Source organism: uncultured Litoreibacter sp., assembly GCF_947501785.1.
In the GTDB taxonomy this organism is placed as follows: domain Bacteria; phylum Pseudomonadota; class Alphaproteobacteria; order Rhodobacterales; family Rhodobacteraceae; genus Litoreibacter.
This window is the reverse complement of the sequence record NZ_CANMXB010000001.1, coordinates 1,494,093-1,512,486: the sequence shown is the minus strand read 5'-3', so window position 1 is coordinate 1,512,486 and position 18,394 is coordinate 1,494,093. Positions and strand designations below refer to the sequence as shown.

Below are 18,394 nucleotides of genomic sequence, written 5' to 3'. Positions count from 1 at the left end.
CGGGCAGGGTGGGCTGAACGGGCGAGGGAGGAATGGCCATGAAGATCGGGTTTATCGGGTTGGGCAATGTGGGCGGCAAGCTGTCGGGGTCATTGATCCGCAACGGCTTGGACGTGACGGTGCGGGATTTGGACGACGGACTGGTGGCGGACGCGGTGGCGCGCGGGGCCAAATCGGCGGCGTCACCGCGCGAGATGATGGAGATCTGCGACGTGGTGATCACCTGCCTGCCGCATCCCACGATTTCGGCGGCGGTGGTTGAAGGCCAAGACGGGCTACTGGAGGCCAGCGGGCCGGGCAAGATCTGGTTGGAGATGTCCACAACAGACGAGGCGGAGATCAAGCGGCTGGGCGCGAAGGTGATCGCCACTGGCGCCGCAGCGGTGGATTGCCCGGTGTCGGGGGGCTGCCATAGGGCGGATACCGGCAATATCTCGATCTTCGCGGGCTGTGACCGCGCGACCTTTGAGCGGGTGTTGCCACTTCTGACCACAATGGGGCGGCGGGTGCTGCATACCGGCGATCTGGGCACGGCGTCCATGTTGAAGGTGATGACCAACTATCTGGCGACGGCGAACCTGCTGAGCGTGTGCGAGGCTTTGGTGGTGTCAAAAGCGGCGGGCATGGATTTGGCGACGACCTATGAGGCGATCAAGATTTCCAGTGGCACCTCCTTTGCGCATGAGACGGAGAGCCAAGTGATCCTGAACGGGTCGCGCTGCGTCGATTTCACCATGGATCTGGTGCTGAAGGATATCGGGCTGTTCCAGGAAATTGCCGACCGCAATGGGGTGCCGCTGGAGCTGTCGCCCAAGCTGATCGACATTTTCAAGGACGGGCAGGCGCGCTACGGCGAGCGGGCGCAATCGGATGACATCATCCGCCGATTGGAGGAAGCCACGGGGCTGGATATCCGTGCGCCGGGCTTCCCGGCGGAGCTGGTGGATGACGAGCCGGAGGAGCCGGGCTACGAGGTTGTGCCCAATCGCGGTTGAGACCGGCCCGCACAGGCGCTATGGCGTGGGCTGACGTTTTTGGAGGCGGCGCATATGTCTGAGGTTATCACCGGGATCATCCCCTCCGCCCCGCGGCGCGCGTTCGGCACGGGCGTTTTGTACGCGCTTGGCGCGACGTTGCTCTTCGTGTCGGTGACCAACCCGCCATCCCCCGCCTTGGCGCTGTTTCTGGTAGGCATGGGCGCGCTGTCGGTTTTTGGGGGCTACAAGATGTGGCAGGTGACGGGGCGCGTGATCGAGCTGACCGAGGACGAGCTGCGGCTGTCGGACGGCACGCTGATTTGCAAAACCGAGGATATCCAGAAAGTGGACCGCTCGTTTTTCGCGTTCAAGCCGTCGAACGGGTTTCTGGTGACCACCAATGTCAGCTACCCGACCGCATGGGCCCCGGGCTTGTGGTGGCGGTTTGGCAAGCGGATCGGCGTTGGCGGCGTGACGCCGGGATCGCAGAGCAAGGTCATGGCCGACACGTTAGCGGCGATGGTCGCGACGCGAAGCTGAGAGGTGCCGACCCGTAGCGCAAAAACTCTTCTCCGAAGAGTTTTGACGGAAGAATTTTCGATCGAAAATTCTTGCACCTGCGCCCGTCACAGCCGTTGGGCCGCGCGGGCTAAGGTGTCTCGGTATTCTGAATAAAGAAAGGTGGCGCCACCCTATTTGGCATCACGGGTTTTGCGGTTCCCCCAGCGGTATTGCCCGCCAGCGGCCTTGCCTTGTCACCGGTGATCGCAAGGCAGCCCAATGCGAATTGCCGCAATCCCTCTGTGCCGTTGTGCGACGGGTGTTCGCCGTCGCTGGATCCGGGGACGGGTTTAGCCCGTGAAATTTAGCGGGTGGTTAACCATGCGGGCGCAGCACCTGTGAATGGCGCAACGCATTTGCATATTTTTGGCAGAAAGAAGCCTAGAGACCCTTCGCGCGGTAGCTGCTGGCGATGCGTTCGATCGAGACCAGATAGGCTGCCATGCGCAAGTCTTCGACTTCGTCGCGTTCGTGCCAGACCTTGCGCATCGCCTGATAGGCCGTGCGCATCGTGTCGTCGAGGCCGGAACGGACCAGTTCCAGCTCCCCCGCGCCCTTCATGAACTTGGCCTTGAAATCGGGGCTGAGCTCCCAACCGAGACCCTTGTCGGAAGACAGCCGCTCCAGCTCTTCGATCAGCAAGCGGTGTTGCGCCTCTTCCTGGCGTTTTTCCATCCGGCCGAAGCGGATGTGGCTGAGGTTTTTGACCCATTCGAAGTAGGACACGGTCACACCGCCGGCATTGGCATAGAGGTCGGGGATGATGACGCAGCCCTTCTTACGCAGGATTTCGTCTGCGCCAGCGGTGACGGGACCGTTCGCGGCCTCGATAATCAGGGGGGCTTTGATATTTTTTGCGTTGCCCATGTGGATCACGCCTTCCAGCGCCGCCGGGATCAGGATGTCGCATTCCTTCTCCAGCACCGCGCTGCCGTCCTCCGTGTAGGTGCCGCCTGCAAAGCCCTTCACCCCGCCATTGGCACGGATATGGGCCGACAGTGCCTCAACGTCGAGGCCTTCGTCATTGATGATCGCGCCGTCGCGTTCGATCACGGCAGTGATCAGGGAGCCGTCCTCCTCGCTGAGGAACTTGGCCGCGTGAAAGCCCACATTGCCCAGGCCTTGTACCACCACGCGTTTGCCCGCCAACGTGCCGCTGAGCCCGGCCTTTTCCATATCTTCGGGGTAGCGGAAGAATTCCTGCAGCGCGTATTCGACGCCGCGGCCAGTGGCCTCCGTCCTGCCCTGGATGCCGCCCGCATTGATTGGCTTGCCTGTTACGCAGGCGCGCGCGTTGATGTCGGTGGTGTTCATCCGCGCATATTGATCGGCCATCCACGCCATTTCGCGCTCCCCCGTGCCCATGTCTGGCGCAGGTACGTTTTGCGAAGGGTGGATCAGGTCGCGCTTGGCCAGCTCATAGGCGAAGCGGCGGGTGATCTGTTCCAGCTCGTGCTCCTCCCATTCGTTGGGGTCGATGCGCAGCCCGCCCTTGGAGCCGCCAAAGGGCGTCTCCACCAGCGCGCATTTGAATGTCATGAGCGCAGCGAGCGCTTCGACCTCGTCCTGATGCACAGCCATGGCGAAGCGGATGCCACCTTTGACGGGCTCCATATGTTCCGAATGCACGGCGCGGTAGCCGGTGAATGTGTGCAGGTCGCCGCGCAGCCGGACCCCGAAGCGCACCGTGTAGGTCGCGTTGCAGACCCGAATTTTTTCCTCAAGACCAGGGGACAGGTCCATGAGCTTGACGGCCCGGCTGTACATGAGTTCGACTGAATCGCGGAAGGATGGCTCTTGAGTTGTGGACATGACGTCTCCCTGACGTGTCAAAGGCTATTCGATGATCTGTAGGATCAAATATATAGCAAAATATAAACACGGGCCGGTTGCAAACGTAACCAAAATAGTGTGCTGCCAGAAGATTGCGCCCGTTTGCCCCTGGATTCTGCCCATTTGCAGGCTATTGGACACGGTTGGGAAACAACCCCCGATATTCCGATTAATTGTATATTAACAAAGGGTTAATTTGCCCTTTTTTGAACATTTTTCGCCCAATTCTAGCCACACTGCTCAGGTCAATTGAGCGACGGACGAATCTCGTTCGTTGTATGTATTTGCGCGTGCTGGCGCAGGGAAGGGCAGTCATGAGTGGCTTGAAAAATTCAACTGCAGATTGCAGCGGCTTACGCCGCATCTGGCAGCGTGTGGCGGGGTTCCGTCGCAACGAAGGCGGCGGGATGATCATATTCGGCCTCTATATCTTCGTGATCATGCTCTGGATGGGCGGCATGGCGGTTGACTTCATGCGGTTCGAACATGAACGGGCCAAAGTGCAATACACGCTGGACCGCGCAGCACTTGCCGCGGCCTCCCTCAATCAGCCGCTGCCATGTGAAGACGTGGCGCGCGACTATTTCGAAAAATCTGGCATCGACAGCAATCAGGTAACCGTGACCGGCACATGCACGGACCTGTCTTCTATCGTGACCGTCAGCGCCGAAACCACGGTGAAGAGCTTCTTCATCAACCTGATGGGTATCGAGTCGATGACCGCCGCCGGCACAAGTACTGCCGAAGAAAGCATCAAGGACGTCGAAATCAGCATGGTGCTGGACGTCTCCGGCTCGATGGGCTGGGACGACGCCACCGGGACACAGACCAAATTGGCCGCGCTGCAGACCGCAGCGGGTGAGTTCCTGGACGAATTGCTGACCAATGACAACCTGGACCGTATCTCGGTCAACGTCATTCCCTACAACATGCAGGTGAATGCGGGCGAGGATATCCTCAACGAATTGAACGTCTCCAACGAGCACGATTATTCGCATTGCATCGACTTCAAATCTGAAGACTTCGCAACTGTGGAAATCAGTGCGGATGTTGCCGAAGGCGCGTCGCTGGGCGACCTGAGCCTGGACGGCACAACCGTGATGGGGACCCGCGACGAGCTGCAACGCTCGGGCCATTTTGATCCGTTCTACACGACCAAGGATCTGGACCACATCTCGTCCGATGACGGGGCCACACGGTTGTTCAACTGCCCGACGTCCGAGGAATCCGAAATCACATTGATGTCGCAAAACAAGTCCGAGCTGAAGACCATGATCAACAGCCTGACCGCTGGCGGCAACACATCCATCGACCTTGGCGTAAAATGGGGCTCGTTCTTCCTGAACCCCAATGCAGAGCCGCTGGTGGACGCGCTAGCCGACGACTCGACCAACCTGACATCTGGCGGCGTTCCCGTGGCCTTTCAAGATCGCCCATACGAGTATGACCGCGAGAACACGATCAAGATCATGGTTGTGATGACCGACGGCGTGAACACGACGCAATACATGCTTGACGAGGATTACGACTCCGGGGACTCCGACATCTGGCTGGACCCGAATTCGTCCTGGTTGTCGCACTACAAATGGCGCGCCGGCCCCGACAACAACTACTTCATGTCTTATGGCTCAACCAGCTATGACTATTTCAGCGGCAACCGGTACAATCAGGGCGGCGACGAGCGGCTGACATATCCTGAGCTGTGGAAGCAGGTCGGCGTGAAATACTTCGCCTACTACTACAACTACGTCCGCGACTGGGATGCCAACGAGTATTACGACACCCGCGACGACATCCTCGACTACGTCTATGCGTCGGAGAAGAACACGCGTTTGAACAACGCCTGTACCGCCGCCAAGGACGAAGGCGTGATCATCTACTCGATCGGGTTCGAGGTGTCTGATGCCTCCGCCGTCGTGATGGAGAACTGCGCGAGTACGCCGAGTGACTTCTTCCGAGTTGAAGGTACTGAAATTTCTGAAGCGTTTGGCAAGATTGCCCAGACCATTCAGCGCTTGAAGCTGACTCAATAGGGTCGCGGAGGTAGTAATGAGAAAATTGTGTAAATTGATACGCCGGAGCAAAAGCGAGGACGGCAACGCGTCGGTCGAATTCGCGCTGATGTCGCCGCTGTTCTTCTTCCTGTTCATCTCGATCTTCGAGCTGGGGATGGCAACAGTCCGCATCACGATGTTGGAGCACGGCATGGACATGACCATGCGTGACATCCGCCTGAGCACCGGCAGCGCCAACATCACGCAGGAGAAAATCCGCGACCGGATTTGTGAACGTGCGGGCCTATTGAAGGATTGCAACAATTCGCTGCTTGTTGAGATGGTGGTCATCGACCGCAACACATTCAGTCTGCCTGCTGTTCGCGCGACCTGCATCGACAAAAGTGAAACAGCCCTGCCGGTGACATCAGTCATCAGTGGCGGCGACAGCGACCTGATGTTCCTGCGCGCCTGTTTCGTGGTGCGCCCGCTGCTGCCGACCCTTGGTCTTGGCAAGCTGCTGAAGAAAGACCCGGCAGGGAACATGCAACTGGTGGCTAGCTCAATCTTTGCGCAGGAGCCGAAGTAATGTTGAAATTCCGCAAAACACTCGCCCGCGCCTGGGACACCGTTTCGGACCCATTGCGCAAGGAAGACGGATCGTTGACGGTTGAGGCCGTCATCATCCTGCCATTGCTGGCCGGCTTCTACTGCGCGTCCTTCGTGTGGTTTGACGCGTTCCGCCAAAAGACATTGGTGATGAAGGCCAGCTACGCTGTCAGTGACGTTTTGTCCCGCCAGTCCGAGGTAGATGAGCCGTTTCTCGACAACATGCACATGATGCTGGACTACATGATCCCAAGCTATGCGCGCCCGCGCATGCGGATTACCCACATCACCTACAACCCAAGCTCTTCCGACACCACAAGCGGTTACGAGATCAACTGGTCCTACGGCCCCAACGGCATGACCGACCTTACTCAGGCTGAAGTGGACAGCGACACCAGCTGGATCCCGATCATGGGCGAGTATGAAACGGTTGTTGTGACGGAGACTTTTGTGTCCTACCAGCCGATCTTCCGCGTCGGTATTCCGGACCAAATCTTCAAGAATGTCATCGTGACGCGCCCGCGCTTCCATCCGCAACTCAAAAAGGAGGGGGAATGGGACGGTTCGACCGATTATGATGACGAGGATGATGATGGTGATGGCGATCCAGTCGGATCATAATCCCTGACAAAGCATTGCGAAATGGCGGCCCCCGTGGCCGCCATTTTTCATTTTGGCGCTGGGAGGCCTGAATTTGTCTCATATGCGCATTGATCTCGCAGGGGCAGGGTGGTTGTCTGCAATGGATCCACATCCCGGGGGACATCGGCACATGGGCTACAACGCCTTTCGCATTCTCAAAGAGGGCCTGACCGGCAACAAGGGGTGGGGCCCCGTCTGGCGGTCGCCCGAACCCAAATCCGAGTATGACGTGATCATCATCGGCGGCGGCGGGCATGGGCTGTCGACCGCCTACTACCTGGCGAAGAACCACGGGATCACCAACATCGCGGTGCTGGAAAAGGGTTATATCGGCTCCGGCAATATTGGCCGCAACACCACGATCGTGCGGGCCAATTATCACATGCCCGGCAACTCGGAATTCTATTCCCATTCGCTCAAACTCTGGGAGGGGTTGGAACAAGAGCTGAATTACAACGTGATGATGTCGCAGCGCGGGGTGATCATGCTGTGCCATTCCGACGGTCAGCGCGACGCGTTTGCGCGGCGCGGCAACATGATGCGCAACCAAGGCGACGACGCCGAACTGTGGAGCCCCGAACAGGTGCGCGCGGAGATCCCCTTTCTCGATTTCGACAACACCCGCTTCCCGATTTATGGCGGGTTGATGCATTCGCGCGGCGGCTCTGCCCGCCATGACGCGGTGGCGTGGGGCTACGCGCGCGGGGCGGACCGGATGGGGGTCGACCTGATCCAGAACTGCGAGGTCACCGGCATCGATGTGGTGGGCGGCGTGGTTCAGGGGGTGCAGACCTCGCGCGGGCCGATCCGGGCCAAGCGGGTCGGCATTCTGGCCGCTGGCCGGTCGTCGCAAGTCGCGGCCATGGCGGGGCTTGAGGTCCCGATTGAAAGCCATGTGCTGCAGGCCTTTGTGTCGGAAGGGCTGAAGCCCGCGATCGACCACGTCATCAGCTACGGCATGGGGCATTTCTATGTCAGCCAGTCCGACAAGGGCGGGCTGGTCTTTGGCGGCGATCTGGATTTCTACGCAAGCTACGCCGCACGCGGCAACCTGCCGATGGTCGAACATGTGATGGAGGCGGGCATGACGCTGATGCCCGCCATTGGCAAAGCCAAGGTGCTGCGCAGCTGGGGCGGGATCATGGACATGACGCCCGACGGCTCCTTCATCATCGACCGCACGGAGGTGGAGGGCCTCTATATGGATTGCGGCTGGTGCTATGGCGGCTTCAAGGCGGTGCCCGCATCGGGCTGGTGCATGGCGCATCTGATGGCCGAGGACGCGCCCCACGAGGTCGCCAAGCGCCACACGTTTGATCGGTTCAAAACGGGCGAAGGCCTGATGGATGAGGAGGCCACCGGTGCGCAACATAATCTTCACTAGCCTTTTGGCCTTTGCACTGCCCGCGCAAGCGCAAGACATGCAGTCCTGCTACGCGCGGACCTATTCCGATGCGCATCTGGCCAAACATCCCGCGCAAGTGGTCAAGGCCATGGTGATGGCCTTCGAACTGGGTGATGCAGGGGACAGCTACATCCGGATGTCCGCGCTGATTGCCGATGGGGGCCACGCCAAAGGTGGGCCTTTGGTGGGCCAATGGGTTGATCAAGGGCTCTACTGCTTTGAGGGGAGTGCGGATCAGGTGGGTACGCGTTGCGGCATTGATTGCGACGGCGGTGTGCTGGAGGTCACCAAAGTCTCCACCCAAAGTCTGACCTTCCGCACCACTTACCTGACAGTGGGTGAGCGGGAGGAATGCGGCGGCTCCATCGATCTGGCAGAGGAAATCGGCAAGCCCGTCTCTTACAGGCTGGACCGCGTGGACCCGGCCATTTGCACGGAGCGATTGAGATGAGGATCACCTGTCCCATTTGCGGCGACCGCGACCGGCGCGAGTACTACTACATGGGCGCCGATGTGTTTCTGGACCGTCCGGAGGAGGGCGACCAGGACGCGATGCACCGCTATCTGCACCTCCGCGAAAACCCCGCAGGCGTGACCAAGGACCTGTGGCATCACGAGGCGGGCTGCGGCGCGTGGCTGGTGATCGAACGCAATGTGTCGACGCATGAGATTTTTGGGGTCGAACTGGCCTCGAAGGTGGCGTCATGAGGATTGAGGGCAAGGGGCTGGTGGACCGCTCCAAAAGCGTGACGTTTTCATTCGACGGCAATCGCTACACCGGGTTTGAGGGCGACACGATGGCGTCCGCACTTATGGCCAACGACATCAAGCTGGTGGGGCGGTCGTTTAAATATCACCGCCCGCGCGGGATCATGTCGGATGGGAGCCAGGAACCCAACGGTTTGGTCGAACTGCATCGCGGCAACCAGATCACCCCCAATGTGCGCATGACCCAGCAAGAGCTGCACTCCGCGCTGGACGCGCGGTCGCAGAACCACTGGGGCAGCCTCGAATGGGATGTGTTGGAACTGAACGACCTCTTGTCGCCATTTCTCAGCGCCGGGTTCTACTACAAGACCTTCATGTGGCCGAAAGCCTTCTGGGAAAAGCTGTACGAGCCAATCATTCGCCGCGCGGCGGGGTTGGGCAAGCTGTCGATGCAGGCCAATGACGACTACTACGAGAAGGCCTTCGCCTTCTGCGACGTGCTGGTCATAGGCTCCGGCCCGGCGGGCATCATGGCGGCACTGACGGCGGCTGGCGCGGGCGCGGATGTGATCCTTTGCGAAGAAGATTTCCGCCTTGGCGGCCGGCTGAACTTTGAAACCATCGAGGTCGGCGGGCAACCCGGGGCTGATTGGGCCGCTGCTCAAATTGCCAAGCTGCGCAAGATGCCCAACGTGCGGGTGATGGCGCGCACCACGGTGACGGGGGCCTATGACGGCGGTACCTATGGCGCGGTTGAACGGGTGTCCCACCATTTGGCCAAGGCGGGTGACGCCCCGGTGGAGACGTTCTGGCGCATCGTGGCCAAGGGCTGCGTCTATGCCGCCGGCGCGATGGAGCGGCCCGTGGCCTTTCGCAACAATGACCGGCCGGGTGTGATGATGGCGTCGGCCCTGCGCGGCTATCTCAACCGCTACGGCGTGGCGGCGGGCAAACGCGCGGTGATCTTCGGCAATAATGACGACGCGTTCCGCACAGCGCAGGATCTGGCGGCGGCGGGCGTGCATATCGCGGCCTATGTCGACAGCCGCACCGATGCGCAGATCAAGGGCGATTTCCCGATCCATTTGGGCTGCCAGGTCTCCAACGTCAAAGGCCGCATGGGGGTCGAGGGCGTGACAATCACGGGGCCGTCCGGCTCGGATGACGTGATGGCCGATTGTCTGGGCGTCTCCGGCGGGTGGAACCCGACGGTGCATCTGACGTGCCACATGAACGGACGCCCGCAATGGAATGAAAACATTGCCGGATTTATTCCCAAGCCCGGTATGATACCCGGCATGGAAGTGGCTGGCTCCGCTGGCGGCACCTTCTCCACCCATGGCTGTTTGAAGTCGGGCATCTTCCGCGCCAAGGAGGTGTTGAAGGCCCTCGGCATTACTGCGCGCGCCCCACGTATGCCGGAGGCGGAGGACGCGCCCTACAACATCAAACCGCTCTGGGCGGTGGAGGGCAAAGGCCGCGCCTGGTTGGATTTCCAGAACGACGTGACCGTGAAGGACGTGAAGCTGGCGGCGCAGGAGAACATGCAATCCGTCGAGCATATGAAGCGCTACACGACGCAAGGCATGGCGCCGGATCAGGGCAAGAATTCCAATGTCGGGGCCTTGGCTGTGCTGGCGGATGCAACCGGTCGGGGCATCCCGGAGACCGGAACAACGACCTTCCGCCCGCCCTATATGCCTGTGTCCATCGCGGCGATGGGGGCTTACGCGCAGGGTGACGGGTTCGCGCCGCAACGCCGGACCACCTCGGACGCGGCATCCCGCGCAATGAAGGCCCCGATGATCGAGGCCGGGCTGTGGTATCGCCCGTCCTACTTCCCCAAATCGGCGGAGACGCATTGGCGACAATCCTGCGACCGGGAGGTGGGCATGGTGCGCAGCGCCGTGGGGGTCTGCGATGTGTCCACCCTTGGCAAGATCGACCTGCAAGGCCCTGATGTCGGGGCATTTTTGGATTTCGTCTATACCAACACCTTCTCAACCTTGAAGATTGGCAAGGTGCGGTATGGGCTGATGCTGCGCGAGGATGGGCATGTGCTGGATGACGGCACCTGCGCGCGGATGGGGGAACATCACTACGTGATGACCACCACCACGGCAGCGGCCGGGCTGGTGATGCGGCATCTTGAGTTCGTGCATCAATGCCTGCGTCCCGATCTGGATGTGCAGTTCATCTCCACCACCGAGCAATGGGCGCAATTTGCCGTTGCCGGGCCGAAGTCGCGGGAGTTGCTGAATGCGGTTTTGGACAAAGAGATCGACAATGACAGCTTCCCCTTCATGGGCTGCGGCGAGGTGTCGGTTGGCAAGGTGAAGGGGCGGCTCTTCCGCATCTCCTTCTCGGGGGAGCATGCCTATGAGGTTGCGGTGCCTGCCAGATACGGTGCCGCGCTCTTTGACGCGCTGCTTGAAGCCGCCAAGCCGCTGGGTGGCGGGGCATACGGGATGGAGGCGCTCAATGTCATGCGGATCGAGAAAGGCTTCATCACGCATGCCGAAATTCATGGCCGGGTGACGGCGTTTGATATTGGCATGGGGCGGATGATCTCCGCCAAGAAGGACTGCATTGGCAAAACCGCCGCCGAACGCCCCGGATTGCTTGGCGACGGGCGCGAACAGCTGGTGGGGATCAAGCCCGTCGGTGCGGTGAAAGAGCTGAACGCGGGCGCGTTTTTCTTTGAGCCAGATGATGCCCCGGATGCCAAAAACCAGCAGGGCTACACCACCTCTGTCGGCTTCTCGCCTGAAATGGGCATGCTGGGCATGGGCTTCCTGCGCAACGGGCGCAACCGGCATGGCGAGACGGTCAAACTGGTGGATCATATCCGGCAGGTGGAAACGCTGGTGGAGGTTTGTGACCCGGTCTTTCTGGACCCAGAGGGAGGGAAAGCACGTGGTTAAACTTGATCCCGTAACCCCTTGTGATGGTTTGCTTCCTGTGGCGCATGGCGAGGTCTCGCTGCGGGAGCTGACGCCCGCCAGCATCACCTCCGTCGCGCCGTTGAGTGGCGCGGAAAAAGCTGTCTCGACCGCTTTGAAGAAAGCAATCGGCGCTGGTCTGCCGGATGTGGGGCGCGCCGTCACAGGCAAAACGGGCGAGGTCCTGTGGACCGGCCAAGGCCAGTATTTCGTGCTGGACGGCAAGGTGCCGAAATTGAAAGCCGCCGTCACGGATCAGTCCGACGCTTGGGCCTGCGTGGCGCTGGAGGGCGGCGGGGCTACGGATGTGATGGCGCGGCTCTGCCCGCTGGATTTTGGGGCCATGGATGAGGGCGACGTTGCGCGGTCCATGGTTGGGCATATGATGGCGGTGATTGTGCGGCGCTCGGACGGGTATGACCTGATGGTGTTCCGCTCGATGGCGGGGACGTTGGTGCACGAGATGTCCACCATCATGCGGTCGGTGGCCGCGCAGGCGGCGTTGAAGGGGTAAGCGATGAGCGAGACGGGCGGCAACATCAAGAAACGCTACCTTTTGTTGGGGCTTTTGGGGCTGGTCGTGTGCGTGGCGGCCTTCGGGTTGATCACCGTGATAACCCCAATGGTCGGCGATCCGGTGCTGGTGGCCTCGACGCTGGGGGTCATCGCCGGTTTGGGCGGCGCGGCGGGGTGCTGTTTTCTGCTGTTGGCGATCTTCAAGAAGAACCCGGAACCCTAGCCGAGGCCCTAGACTCTGCCCGCCCGCGCCCCGATATATGATCCATGAGCCTGCCACCCGGATTTCTTGACGAGCTGAAGACCCGCACCTCGATCGCGCAGGTGGTGGGGCGCAAGGTCGTGTGGGACGCGCGCAAGTCGCAGCCCGGCAAGGGCGACATGTGGGCGCCATGCCCGTTTCATCAGGAAAAATCAGCCTCCTTCCACGTGGATGACAAGAAGGGCTATTACTATTGCTTCGGCTGCCACGCCAAAGGCGACGCGCTGGGGTTCATCAAGGAAACCGAAAACGTCTCCTTCATGGAAGCGGTTGAGATCATGGCCCGCGAATGCGGCATGACCATGCCGGCCCGCGACCCCAAAGCGCAGGAAAAGCAGGACCGCCGCGCCGAGCTGGCGGATGTGATGGAAAAAGCCGTGCAGTTCTTCAAGCTGCAGCTGAAGACCAGCCAAGGCACCGCAGCCCGCGAATATCTGACGGGCCGTCAGCTGAACGAGCAGGCGCTGGACCGCTGGGAAATCGGCTTCGCGCCGGAGGGCTGGCAAAATCTGTGGGACCATCTGACTGGCAAAGGCGTCAAGGAAGACCAGATTTTGGCTGCGGGTCTCGCCAAGGCGTCCAACAAGGGAAAGAAGCCCTACGACACGTTCCGCAACCGTATCATGTACCCGATCCGCGACGCGCGGGGGCGCTGCATCGCGTTTGGTGGCCGTGCGATGGACCCCGCGGATAACGCCAAATACCTGAACTCGCCTGAGACGGAACTGTTCGACAAAGGCCGCTCGCTTTACAACCACGGCCCCGCGCGGGAGGCGTCCGGCAAGGGCGCGCCGCTGATCGTGGCCGAGGGATACATGGACGTGATCGCGCTCAGCGAGGCGGGTTTTGGCGCGACCGTGGCGCCGTTGGGGACGGCGGTGACCGAGATGCAGCTGCAAATGCTCTGGCGCATCGCGCCGGAACCCATCATCACGCTCGATGGCGACACGGCGGGTCAACGCGCGGCGCTCAGGCTCATCGACCTCGCGTTGCCACTCATTGGCCCCGGCCAGTCGCTGCGCTTTTGCATCCTGCCCGAAGGGTTGGACCCGGACGACCTGCTGAGAGACAAAGGGGCAGGGGCCATGCGCGCGTTGGTGGAGAACGCCAAACCGCTGGTGCATCTGCTATGGCAGCGCGAAACCGACGGCATCGTCCTGGACAGCCCCGAACGGCGCGCGGCGCTGGATCAGTCGCTAAGGGCGGCGCTGGGCAAGATCACCGATGCAGGCCTGCGCAACCACTACGCGGCCGAGATCAAGTACCTGCGGTCCGAATTGTTCGCCGCCCAACGCCCACAGCGCGAAAAGGGCGGGTGGCAGAAGGGCAACAGTGGCAACTGGTCCAAATCCGGCAAGGGCCGGTTTGAAAGCAAGGGCGTCGCGGTCCCGTCGACCAAGAATTCCCTGCTGGCGCAAAGCACCGATGTTGAAGAGCGGGTGCGCGAGGCGGTGATCTTGGCGATCCTTGTGAATCACCCCAAGCTGATCGGGGAGTTTCTGTCGGACCTCGAAGTGCTGGACCTGCATGGCCCCGACCACCGGGCGCTGATTGCCGGCCTCTTGCGTCATGTCGAGGAAACCGACCGCGAGGTGTTGCGTAAAATTTTAGAGGCCGAACTGGGCCCCGCGCCCCTTGAAAAGCTGTATTCGCTGCGCCATGTGCAGACTGTCCCCGCCACCAGAAGCGGGGCGGATGACGACCTTACCCGAATGACCCTGGCAGAGGAGCTGGCCAAATTGGAAGCGCGGCGCGGCGTGCAGCGTGAAGTGGCAGATGCCGTCGAAGACCTTGCAGGCGTGGCCGATGAAGGGCTGACCTGGCGGGTCGGGCAGGCGGCGGAAGCAAGCGAAGCGGCCAACCGCAAGTCCATGTCGGACGATGAGGGTGACGGCGAGGATCGGGGCGCTATGTCCCAGTATCTGCAAAGTCTCATCGACGGTGAGATTTGGGTAAAGAAACGAAAGTAAACCAGTTCGAGAAACCGGCGTGCGAATCACTCTGATTCGCGATATTGATTCGAATAACGAATCAGTGCGAATCACTTTAGCGATCCGTAGCCACACATCGCGTTAGCAGGAGCATCCCATGGCCCCCAAAGACACAGACGACCAGAAGCAGGAACGCGAAGATACCGCCGCTGGCCTCGATATGAGCCAGGCCGCGGTGAAGAAGATGATCGCCGAGGCGCGTCAGCGTGGCTACATCACCTATGACCAGCTGAACCAGGTTCTGCCGCCAGAGCAGGTCGCGTCCGAGCAGATCGAAGACGTGATGTCGATGCTGTCGGAAATGGGCATCAACATCATTGAAGACGAAGAAGCCGAAGATGACAGCTCGAAAGAGCTGGTGACCAAAGAGGGCGCGAAGGAAATCGTGCTGGCTGGCTCCAACACGGAAGCCTTGGACCGCACCGATGACCCTGTCCGCATGTACCTGCGCGAAATGGGCTCGGTCGAGCTGCTGAGCCGTGAAGGCGAGATCGCGATTGCCAAACGCATCGAAGCGGGCCGCAAAACCATGATCGAAGGGCTGTGCGAAAGCCCGCTGACCTTCCAGGCGATCACCATCTGGCGCGACGAGCTTTTGTCCGAGGACATTCTGCTGCGCGACGTGATTGATCTGGAAACCACCTTTGGCGACCAAATGGAGGAGGAAGGCGAAGACGAAAACGTCGTGGCCGCCCCCGGCGCCGAGAAAGCGGACAGCGCCAAGGAAGAAAAGCAAGAGTTGGATGCCGACGGCAACCCGATTGCCAGCGACGACGACGATGATGACGAGGACGAACAGGCCAACCTGTCGCTCGCCGCAATGGAAGCCGCGCTGAAACCGCGTGTGCTGGAAACGCTGGACGTCATCGCCGGTGACTACGAAAAACTGGCGGAGATGCAGGATTTGCGGATCTCGGCCGCCATCAACCATGACGACACCTTCTCCAAGAAGGAAGAGGGCGCGTATCAGAAGCTGCGTCAGGAAATCGTCGATCTGGTGAACTCGCTCCACCTGCATAACAACCGGATTGAAGCGCTGATTGACCAGCTTTACGGCATCAACCGCCGCATCATGTCGATTGACTCGTCCATGGTGAAACTGGCCGACCAGGCCCGCATCAACCGCCGCGAGTTCATCGACGAGTATCGCGGCTACGAGCTGGATCCGGGCTGGGTCGACCGCATCGCCGAAAAGACCGGCCGTGGCTGGGTCGCGCTGATCGAAAAGTCCCGCGAAAAGGTCGAAGACCTGCGCGCCGAGATGGCGCAAGTGGGTCAGTATGTGGGCGTTGATATTACAGAATTCCGCCGCATCGTGGCGCAAGTGCAAAAGGGCGAGAAAGAAGCCCGTCAGGCCAAGAAAGAAATGGTCGAAGCCAACCTGCGCCTCGTCATTTCGATTGCCAAGAAATACACGAACCGCGGCCTGCAATTCCTTGATCTTATTCAGGAAGGCAACATTGGCCTGATGAAGGCCGTGGACAAGTTCGAGTATCGCCGCGGCTACAAATTCTCCACCTACGCGACATGGTGGATCCGTCAGGCGATCACGCGTTCGATTGCGGACCAAGCCCGCACCATCCGTATCCCGGTCCACATGATCGAGACGATCAACAAGCTGGTCCGCACCGGCCGCCAGATGCTGCACGAAATTGGCCGCGAGCCGACGCCGGAGGAATTGGCAGAGAAGCTGCAAATGCCTTTGGAGAAGGTCCGCAAGGTCATGAAGATCGCGAAAGAGCCGATCTCCCTTGAGACGCCCATCGGCGACGAGGAAGACAGCCAGCTTGGCGATTTCATCGAGGACAAGAACGCGGTGCTGCCGCTGGACTCGGCCATTCAGGAGAACCTGAAAGAGACCACCACCCGTGTGCTGGCCTCGCTGACGCCGCGCGAAGAACGCGTGCTGCGCATGCGCTTCGGCATCGGCATGAACACCGATCATACGCTTGAAGAAGTGGGGCAGCAGTTCTCGGTCACCCGCGAACGTATCCGCCAGATCGAAGCGAAAGCGCTGCGTAAGCTCAAACACCCAAGCCGGTCACGCAAGCTGCGCAGCTTCCTCGACCAGTAGGCAAGCACCACAATCAGGAGGGGCCGATGTCACTCTTTTCTAAGCTGTTCGGCGGTTCCTCGGGATCAAAGCCCGAGGTGCAGAGCGTCGACTATAACGGCTTCAAGATCACGCCAACCCCGATGCCCGAGGGCGCGCGCTTCCGGTTGTCCGCCCAGATCGAGAAGGGCGAGCAAAGCCATACGCTGGTGCGCGCCGATGTGCTTGACAGCCACGACGCCGCCGCCGAGGCCGCGGTGAACAAAGCCAAGCAGGTGATTGACGAGCAGGGCGAGCGGCTCTTTTCCTGACAGACCCTGCCTGCCCAGCTGAGACTTTGGAATTCCCACAAGCTCTGCTAGCCTCCCACCAAGACCATGCGGTCAAGGTTATGGAAGGAGATGAATTTCATGCGCATTCTCAAATGGATATTGGGCATCGTTGCGGTGCTGGCCGTGGCCTTTGTGGCCGTTGGCATGTTGCTGCCGCGCGAGGTGACGGTGGAACGCTCAGCGGAAATTAACGCGACCGCCGACAAGGTGTTCCCGCATGTCAACAACCCCAAAGCGACGGAGGCATGGTCGCCATGGCTCGGCCTCGACCCGGATGTGCAGACCACCTATGGCGACATTGCCGAAGGCGTGGGCGCCAAGATGGAATGGGCGTCCGACAACCCGCAGGTCGGCAGCGGCAAGATGGAAATCATCGAAAGCGTGCCCAATGAGCGTGTCGCCTCAGCGCTGGATTTCGGCGATATGGGGACCGCCACGGCCACCTATCAGCTGACAGAGGCAGGTGGAAAAACCACCGTGACCTGGGGGCTGACGGCGGATATGGGCGCAGGGCCGGTGGGCCGCTGGTTCGGGTTGAAGATGGATGATTGGGTCGGCGCGGATTACGAAAAGGGCCTCGCCAACCTCAAGGCGCTGGTGGAAGGATAATCATGCGATCTTACGTTTTGGCGGCAGTGCTTCTGCCGCTGACAGCGCCTATGGGCTGGGCGGCCTGCGCGCCCGGCCAAGACGCCCGCTTTCACTGCAGCGTCAAAGGTGGGGCCAAGCTGGTCGAGGTTTGCCACGGCGGCGGCGTCACGCAATACAGCTTCGGCGCGGCGGGCAAACCGGCGGAACTGGCGCTTAATGACCCGATCGAGACATTGGATTACACCCCATGGAACGGCATCGGGCGCAGCATCTATGAAGAGGTCGCCTTCGCCAATGGCGACTACCTCTACACCGTCTATGCCGCCTATGACCGGTTGGTGGAAGGCGATGACGCCGATCGGCTGTCCGGCGGCGTCGTGGTGACCAAGGCGGATCAGACATTGGCGCAGCTGGAGTGCGACGCGGGCAGCATCAGCCACCAGCTGGACGCGTATTACGACGACAAACTGAACGCCGGCCAATGCTGGAATTTTGAAACCTTCAGCTGGTCCTCGGACTGCCCGTCCAACTGAGCCCAGGCAAACCACCGGTTTCACCATCCAGACCTCGGGGCAGGGGTTGTACGAATTTACGCGACAGGTCACCGGCTGGGTTGCCGGGCAGGCCGTTGAGGACGGGCTGCTGACGCTCTTTGTCCGCCACACCTCCTGCTCTCTGCTCATTCAGGAAAACGCGGACCCCGAGGTGCAGACCGATTTGCGCAACTTCTTCGCGCGGCTGGTGCCGCCAACGACGGACCCGTCCATGTCCTACCTCACCCATACCTATGAGGGCCCCGACGACATGCCGGCCCATATCAAGGCCGCGATGATGCCGGTGTCGCTGTCCATTCCGGTGCAATCGGGCGCGCCGGTCCTGGGGACATGGCAGGGCATTTACCTGTTCGAGCATCGCGACCGGCCGCATCAGCGGCAGGTTGTGGCCCATCTAGGGGGGTAAATTCCCCTCTACCCAAAC

18 protein-coding genes are annotated in these 18,394 nt (G+C 60.7%); 17 read left to right on the top strand and 1 reads right to left on the bottom strand.

The window, feature by feature from the left end:
* Positions 1-38 precede the first annotated feature (38 nt).
* The gene (locus Q0899_RS07495) at positions 39-995 is read left to right on the top strand and encodes an NAD(P)-dependent oxidoreductase (RefSeq protein ID WP_299191902.1); all 957 of its coding nucleotides are present in this window, start codon (positions 39-41) and stop codon (positions 993-995) included.
* Positions 996-1,049: 54 nt separating this feature from the next.
* Positions 1,050-1,517 carry a hypothetical protein gene (locus tag Q0899_RS07490; protein ID WP_298356431.1) on the top strand — a complete coding sequence of 156 codons (468 nt, stop codon included), beginning with the start codon at positions 1,050-1,052 and terminating at the stop codon, positions 1,515-1,517.
* Positions 1,518-1,919: 402 nt separating this feature from the next.
* On the opposite strand, the gene Q0899_RS07485 is transcribed toward Q0899_RS07490, so the two are convergent.
* Entirely contained in the window at positions 1,920-3,350 is a 1,431-nt protein-coding gene (locus Q0899_RS07485; protein ID WP_299191899.1) for a Glu/Leu/Phe/Val dehydrogenase dimerization domain-containing protein, read from the bottom strand.
* A 335-nt stretch (positions 3,351-3,685) separates the two neighbouring features.
* Here Q0899_RS07485 and Q0899_RS07480 point away from each other — a divergent pair, with 335 nt between their 5' ends.
* From Q0899_RS07480 to Q0899_RS07410, 15 genes are all read left to right on the top strand, one after another.
* On the top strand, positions 3,686-5,404 hold the full coding sequence (locus Q0899_RS07480; RefSeq protein WP_298297063.1) for a TadE/TadG family type IV pilus assembly protein: 1,719 nt from the start codon (positions 3,686-3,688) through the stop codon (positions 5,402-5,404).
* Between the two features lie 16 nt (positions 5,405-5,420).
* Positions 5,421-5,954 carry a TadE/TadG family type IV pilus assembly protein gene (locus Q0899_RS07475; RefSeq protein WP_298297064.1) on the top strand — a complete coding sequence of 178 codons (534 nt, stop codon included), beginning with the start codon at positions 5,421-5,423 and terminating at the stop codon, positions 5,952-5,954.
* On the top strand, positions 5,954-6,595 hold the full coding sequence (locus Q0899_RS07470) for a hypothetical protein (RefSeq protein WP_298297067.1): 642 nt from the start codon (positions 5,954-5,956) through the stop codon (positions 6,593-6,595). The genes Q0899_RS07475 and Q0899_RS07470 overlap by 1 nt, the downstream gene beginning before the upstream one ends.
* A 151-nt stretch (positions 6,596-6,746) precedes the next feature.
* Complete coding sequence (locus Q0899_RS07465; RefSeq protein ID WP_299191897.1) at positions 6,747-8,000, top strand: sarcosine oxidase subunit beta family protein; 1,254 nt, start codon at positions 6,747-6,749, stop codon at positions 7,998-8,000.
* Positions 7,978-8,472, top strand: a complete 495-nt coding sequence (locus Q0899_RS07460; RefSeq protein WP_298356437.1) for a hypothetical protein — start codon at positions 7,978-7,980, stop codon at positions 8,470-8,472. Before Q0899_RS07465 ends, Q0899_RS07460 begins: the two co-directional genes overlap by 23 nt.
* Entirely contained in the window at positions 8,469-8,729 is a 261-nt protein-coding gene (locus Q0899_RS07455) for a sarcosine oxidase subunit delta (RefSeq protein ID WP_298297077.1), read from the top strand. The genes Q0899_RS07460 and Q0899_RS07455 overlap by 4 nt, the downstream gene beginning before the upstream one ends.
* Entirely contained in the window at positions 8,726-11,653 is a 2,928-nt protein-coding gene (locus tag Q0899_RS07450) for a sarcosine oxidase subunit alpha family protein (protein ID WP_299191894.1), read from the top strand. The genes Q0899_RS07455 and Q0899_RS07450 overlap by 4 nt, the downstream gene beginning before the upstream one ends.
* Positions 11,646-12,185, top strand: coding sequence for a sarcosine oxidase subunit gamma (locus Q0899_RS07445; RefSeq protein WP_299191892.1), 540 nt, complete (start codon positions 11,646-11,648; stop codon positions 12,183-12,185). The genes Q0899_RS07450 and Q0899_RS07445 overlap by 8 nt, the downstream gene beginning before the upstream one ends.
* Positions 12,186-12,188: 3 nt before the next feature.
* Positions 12,189-12,410 (top strand): hypothetical protein, encoded by a 222-nt coding sequence (locus Q0899_RS07440; RefSeq protein WP_299191890.1) that lies wholly within the window; start codon positions 12,189-12,191, stop codon positions 12,408-12,410.
* Between the two features lie 44 nt (positions 12,411-12,454).
* Positions 12,455-14,419, top strand: a complete 1,965-nt coding sequence (gene dnaG, locus Q0899_RS07435; protein WP_298297087.1) for a DNA primase — start codon at positions 12,455-12,457, stop codon at positions 14,417-14,419.
* A gap of 118 nt (positions 14,420-14,537) precedes the next feature.
* Positions 14,538-16,514: an RNA polymerase sigma factor RpoD gene (gene rpoD / locus Q0899_RS07430; RefSeq protein WP_299191888.1), complete on the top strand. Its 1,977-nt coding sequence runs from the start codon at positions 14,538-14,540 to the stop codon at positions 16,512-16,514.
* A gap of 26 nt (positions 16,515-16,540) precedes the next feature.
* On the top strand, positions 16,541-16,804 hold the full coding sequence (locus Q0899_RS07425) for an HlyU family transcriptional regulator (protein ID WP_298297093.1): 264 nt from the start codon (positions 16,541-16,543) through the stop codon (positions 16,802-16,804).
* Positions 16,805-16,903: 99 nt separating this feature from the next.
* Positions 16,904-17,434 (top strand): SRPBCC family protein, encoded by a 531-nt coding sequence (locus tag Q0899_RS07420; RefSeq protein WP_298297096.1) that lies wholly within the window; start codon positions 16,904-16,906, stop codon positions 17,432-17,434.
* A 2-nt stretch (positions 17,435-17,436) separates the two neighbouring features.
* A complete protein-coding gene (locus Q0899_RS07415) occupies positions 17,437-17,949 on the top strand; it encodes a hypothetical protein (RefSeq protein ID WP_298356458.1) in 513 nt (170 codons plus the stop codon).
* Positions 17,950-17,974: 25 nt separating this feature from the next.
* Complete coding sequence (locus tag Q0899_RS07410) at positions 17,975-18,376, top strand: secondary thiamine-phosphate synthase enzyme YjbQ (RefSeq protein WP_299195275.1); 402 nt, start codon at positions 17,975-17,977, stop codon at positions 18,374-18,376.
* The last annotated feature ends 18 nt before the right edge of the window (positions 18,377-18,394 follow it).

Excerpts from the sequence above, each read along its gene's own strand:
- Q0899_RS07415 (WP_298356458.1), top strand. The coding sequence starts at position 17,437 with ATGCGATCTTACGTTTTGGCGGCAGTGCTTCTGCCGCTGACAGCGCCT.
- Q0899_RS07480 (WP_298297063.1), top strand. The coding sequence starts at position 3,686 with ATGAGTGGCTTGAAAAATTCAACTGCAGATTGCAGCGGCTTACGCCGC.
- Q0899_RS07420 (WP_298297096.1), top strand. The coding sequence starts at position 16,904 with ATGCGCATTCTCAAATGGATATTGGGCATCGTTGCGGTGCTGGCCGTG.
- dnaG (WP_298297087.1), top strand. The coding sequence starts at position 12,455 with ATGAGCCTGCCACCCGGATTTCTTGACGAGCTGAAGACCCGCACCTCG.
- Q0899_RS07455 (WP_298297077.1), top strand. The coding sequence starts at position 8,469 with ATGAGGATCACCTGTCCCATTTGCGGCGACCGCGACCGGCGCGAGTAC.
- Q0899_RS07470 (WP_298297067.1), top strand. The coding sequence starts at position 5,954 with ATGTTGAAATTCCGCAAAACACTCGCCCGCGCCTGGGACACCGTTTCG.
- Q0899_RS07450 (WP_299191894.1), top strand. The coding sequence starts at position 8,726 with ATGAGGATTGAGGGCAAGGGGCTGGTGGACCGCTCCAAAAGCGTGACG.
- Q0899_RS07495 (WP_299191902.1), top strand. The coding sequence starts at position 39 with ATGAAGATCGGGTTTATCGGGTTGGGCAATGTGGGCGGCAAGCTGTCG.
- Q0899_RS07475 (WP_298297064.1), top strand. The coding sequence starts at position 5,421 with ATGAGAAAATTGTGTAAATTGATACGCCGGAGCAAAAGCGAGGACGGC.
- Q0899_RS07440 (WP_299191890.1), top strand. The coding sequence starts at position 12,189 with ATGAGCGAGACGGGCGGCAACATCAAGAAACGCTACCTTTTGTTGGGG.
- rpoD (WP_299191888.1), top strand. The coding sequence starts at position 14,538 with ATGGCCCCCAAAGACACAGACGACCAGAAGCAGGAACGCGAAGATACC.
- Q0899_RS07425 (WP_298297093.1), top strand. The coding sequence starts at position 16,541 with ATGTCACTCTTTTCTAAGCTGTTCGGCGGTTCCTCGGGATCAAAGCCC.
- Q0899_RS07490 (WP_298356431.1), top strand. The coding sequence starts at position 1,050 with ATGTCTGAGGTTATCACCGGGATCATCCCCTCCGCCCCGCGGCGCGCG.
- Q0899_RS07465 (WP_299191897.1), top strand. The coding sequence starts at position 6,747 with ATGGGCTACAACGCCTTTCGCATTCTCAAAGAGGGCCTGACCGGCAAC.
- Q0899_RS07485 (WP_299191899.1), bottom strand. The coding sequence starts at position 3,350 with ATGTCCACAACTCAAGAGCCATCCTTCCGCGATTCAGTCGAACTCATG.